The organism is Pedobacter sp. HMWF019 (assembly GCF_003061025.1).
Lineage (GTDB): Bacteria > Bacteroidota > Bacteroidia > Sphingobacteriales > Sphingobacteriaceae > Pedobacter.
Map to the genome: position 1 here is coordinate 560 of NZ_QAIL01000602.1, position 3,909 is coordinate 4,468.

Below are 3,909 nucleotides of genomic sequence, written 5' to 3' on the forward strand. Positions count from 1 at the left end.
GCTATGGACGCATTTAAAGAATTTGTATTCTTAGCGCAAGATAAAGAGCAATACCTGAAGTATATTGATGAAGCCATTGAATCTGATTCTGAAGATTTGATTCAAGCAAGAAAAGACTATGCTTCTTCGCATACCTGGAAGAACAGTGTGTCTGAAATATATAAAGCGATACTTTTTACGGAGAAAAAATCTTAACCCATGTCTGTTTCAAATATAATTAAGTCGAATTTATGGTTGAGGAAATTAGCACACTGGTTGCTTATACCTGTTAATGATTACAGACCTCGACTTTGGGTAAGGTTACTTCTGAACCCTTTCAAACATAAACGTGGCCGGGGTAGTATTGTACGGTATCAAACTCGGTTGGACTTGTTTCCATACAACAAATTTCAATTGGGAAAAAACTCTGTTATAGAAAGCTATTCTACAGTTAACAATGGGGTAGGTGACGTTTTTATAGGCGATCATACAATAGTTGGATTATCGAATACCATTATTGGCCCTGTGGAGATTGGAAATGGGGTTATGTTGGCTCAGGGAATTGTTATCTCCGGTTTAAACCATGGATATATGGATATTAACCAGTCCCCTAGTACCCAAAAAGTGGTGACAAAAAAAATAACGGTTGGGGATGATGTATGGGTAGGTGCCAATGTGGTGATTACAGCAGGTGTTAGTATAGGCAAACATTCCGTGATAGGGGGTGGAAGTGTGGTGACTAAGGATGTTCCTGAATATGCTGTCGTTGTAGGAAATCCCGCTAAACTTGTAAAGAAATATAATTTTGAATCCTGTATCTGGGAAAAAGTGAAATCATGAACAGGCGGGGATCTTTAAAAATTTTAGGGTTTTTGGGTCTAACAGGGATCGCTTCTTTTTTAACGTATAAATATAACCTGAGTCATCCAAATTTTGAGCCAGGCTATCTTTTAGGAGAGAAGGCCCTGCTGGCTGAATTGGTTGAAATTATTATTCCGGAGACGGATACGCCAGGGGCGAAAAGTGCTATGGTTCATTTATTCGTGATAGAAATGGTTGAAAATTGTACTTCTGCAAAGGAGAAAGGTATTTTTTATCGTGGAATGGAATCTTTGAAAGCCTATTGTAAGCAGGAGCACGGAAGGGATTTTATGAATTGTAAGGAATGGGAACGCCAGGCAATTATTAGCCATTTTGAAAAGCATGATAGTCTTTCTGCAGGCCTAATGGGTAAGGTGGAAAAGAAATTATTTGGAGAACCTTTTTTTAGTTTATTAAAAAGGTATACTATTAACGGTTACTGTGTTTCTTTTTTAGGCGCAACCCGAAATTTTCGATATGATCCGGTACCAGTTGTGTTTAAAGCCTGTATACCTTATACAGCAGGCGAACCATCCTGGGCTACAAAATAAGATGAAATGTATATAAAAGGAAAATTGAAGTCAGAAAATAGTTACGATGCTATTGTCATTGGATCCGGGATCAGTGGCGGCTGGGCGGCAATGGAACTTTGTAAACAAGGGCTTAGGACATTACTTCTTGAAAAAGGGCGGGATGTTAAACATATTACAGATTACCCTACAGCTAATCTGAATCCATGGGATTTTAAATTTGGTATGAACAATACTATTCAAGATCAATTGGATGATCCCATTCAGAGTACGAGCTATAATCCAGGGGATAAACATTTTTATATTCGCGACAAGGAAAACCCATATATTCAGAAACAACCTTTTACCTGGCTTAGAGGCTCACAGGTTGGAGGAAAATCATTGTTGTGGGGAAGACAGTGTTATCGGTGGAGCAATCTTGATTTTGAAGCCAATCTAAAAGACGGGTTTGGAGTTGATTGGCCTATCAGATATGAGGATTTAAAGCCTTGGTATGACTACGTGGAAAGCTATATTGGTGTAAGTGGGAAAAATGAAAATTTAAGTCAACTGCCAGATGGAGTTTTTTTACCTCCGATGGAATTGAATTGCATAGAAAAGCATTTGGCTGAGTCCATTAAACGGAACGAAGAAAACAGAATTTTAACAATTGCCAGAATTGCGAATTTGACAAAGGGATGGGATGGACGCGGACCTTGTGTAAATAGAAATCTTTGTAGCAGAGGTTGCCCTTTCGGAGGATATTTTAGTAGTAACAGTTCAACTATTCCAGCAGCACTTGCCACAGGAAATCTTGTTTTGCGCCCTTTTTCAACTGTTTCAGAAGTTATTTATGACGAAGCATCAAAGAAGGCTAGCGGTGTTAGGGTAATTGATACATTAACTAATGAAGAACATGTTTTCTTTGCGAAAATCATATTTGTTAATGCTTCTACTATTTCTACAACTGCATTATTGCTCCACTCTACTTCCAACAGGTTTCCAGAGGGGCTAGGCAATGATAGTGGTCAGTTAGGACACAATTTAATGGATCATCATTCCTCAGCCGGGGCAAGCGGTACCCACTATGGGTATCAGGATAAGTATTACAAAGGGAGACGCCCATGTGGGTTTTTAATTGCCCGATTCGAAAATCTGGATAATAATAGAAATAATAGTGACTTTTTGAGGGGGTATAATATTCAAGGCCATGGTGAAAGGCAGGGATGGTCAGATAAATTTATTGATCTTAAAGGTTATGGTAAGGATTTTAAAAAGGAGCTATCTACTCCAGGACCATGGACAGTGTGGATGGCTGGATGGGGGGAGTGCCTTCCTTATTTCGATAATAAAATTAGTTTACATGCAACGCAAAAGGATAAATGGGGACTTCCATTAGTTAGTATTGATTTTTCATTTAAAGAGAATGAAACCCGGATGATGATACATATCCAAAAACAGGCTGAAGAAATGTTGAAAGCAGCTGGCTTTGAAAATGTCAATGGATTCAATTATCATCACCCTGGCGGGAGTACTGCACATGAAATGGGGACCGCTAGAATGGGGAAGGATCCAAAAACTTCTGTATTAAATAATTTTAACCAAATGCACGCAGTACCTAATGTTTTTGTAACAGATGGAAGTTGTATGACTTCTTCTGCCTCACAAAATCCATCTTTAACTTACATGGCCCTAACAGCTAGGGCAAGCCGTTATGCTGTTGAAAAATTAAAAAAGAATGAGCTCTAGGTTTAACTTATCAGTTCAGGTTAAATAGCCTTTTGAACCTTTTAATACCTCCTTTGATAATACCTCCATCCATTTGAATCCTTCGGTCAGTTGTCCAGACTAATGCTTTGGGATCGGTTACGCAATGTAATCGTCCGTATCCTTCTTTTCTCAATTTAACAGCCAGCCATCCGTCTTCATTAGTTCCCTGCGGATGGTTAAAACTATCAACGGTCAGACCCTGTGCCCTTCGGAATCCAGAGTTGAATCCATAAACATTTACTGCTTCATCTTTGAATTTCTTATTGTATGATCTGGAGAGTTCGGTCAGATACTCATAAAAGAAATAAACGATTCTTTTGGTTCCTTCAGTAGGGATTAAAGAAAAACGCCCATAAGTAATAGCTACATCTGAGGAGTTAATCAAGGGTGAAGTCATTAAGTCAATCCAATTCTCAGGATAAATGGTATCGGCATCAGCATTTAGTATATATTTTCCTTTTGCATGCAGAAGGCCTGTATTTCTTGCAAATGTTATTCCTTGTTGAGTCTCATTTACACAAATTACCCCGCAAGCACTAATTAAGCTTTCTGTATTGTCCTGGGAATTGTTATTTACCACAATGATTTCAATTGGCAGATTAATTCTATTGGAGCAAAGAGAGGCTAGCGTGCTTACAATGCTTTCCTCTTCGTTATATGCTGGAATCACAATTGAGATTTCAGGATCAGGACCTGATATTTTTCTATAATTTTTGAGCGCAATTTGCGCCATTTCAATGCGAGTAACGCTATTATCAATAAATTTACTGATTTCTTTAGGTAGTGATAC

4 protein-coding genes and 1 pseudogene are annotated in these 3,909 nt (G+C 38.4%); 4 read left to right on the forward strand and 1 reads right to left on the reverse strand.

All coding sequences use genetic code 11. The features are described 5' to 3' along the window. The 4 genes and pseudogenes from DBR11_RS30045 to DBR11_RS28545 all read left to right on the forward strand — a co-directional run. Positions 1–195, forward strand: a pseudogene (locus DBR11_RS30045) (glycosyltransferase family 1 protein); the annotation flags it as partial. A 198-nt stretch (positions 196–393) separates the two neighbouring features. Further along, the gene (locus tag DBR11_RS28535) at positions 394–819 is read left to right on the forward strand and encodes a DapH/DapD/GlmU-related protein (RefSeq protein WP_233260947.1); all 426 of its coding nucleotides are present in this window, start codon (positions 394–396) and stop codon (positions 817–819) included. Further along, positions 816–1,391 carry a gluconate 2-dehydrogenase subunit 3 family protein gene (locus tag DBR11_RS28540; protein WP_108555922.1) on the forward strand — a complete coding sequence of 192 codons (576 nt, stop codon included), beginning with the start codon at positions 816–818 and terminating at the stop codon, positions 1,389–1,391. The genes DBR11_RS28535 and DBR11_RS28540 overlap by 4 nt, the downstream gene beginning before the upstream one ends. Before the next feature lie 6 nt (positions 1,392–1,397). Further along, the gene (locus tag DBR11_RS28545) at positions 1,398–3,098 is read left to right on the forward strand and encodes a GMC oxidoreductase (RefSeq protein ID WP_108555923.1); all 1,701 of its coding nucleotides are present in this window, start codon (positions 1,398–1,400) and stop codon (positions 3,096–3,098) included. Positions 3,099–3,108: 10 nt separating this feature from the next. On the opposite strand, the gene DBR11_RS28550 is transcribed toward DBR11_RS28545, so the two are convergent. Then, a partial coding sequence (locus DBR11_RS28550) for a glycosyltransferase family 2 protein (protein WP_158275406.1) occupies positions 3,109–3,909 on the reverse strand: 801 nt, incomplete at its 5' end.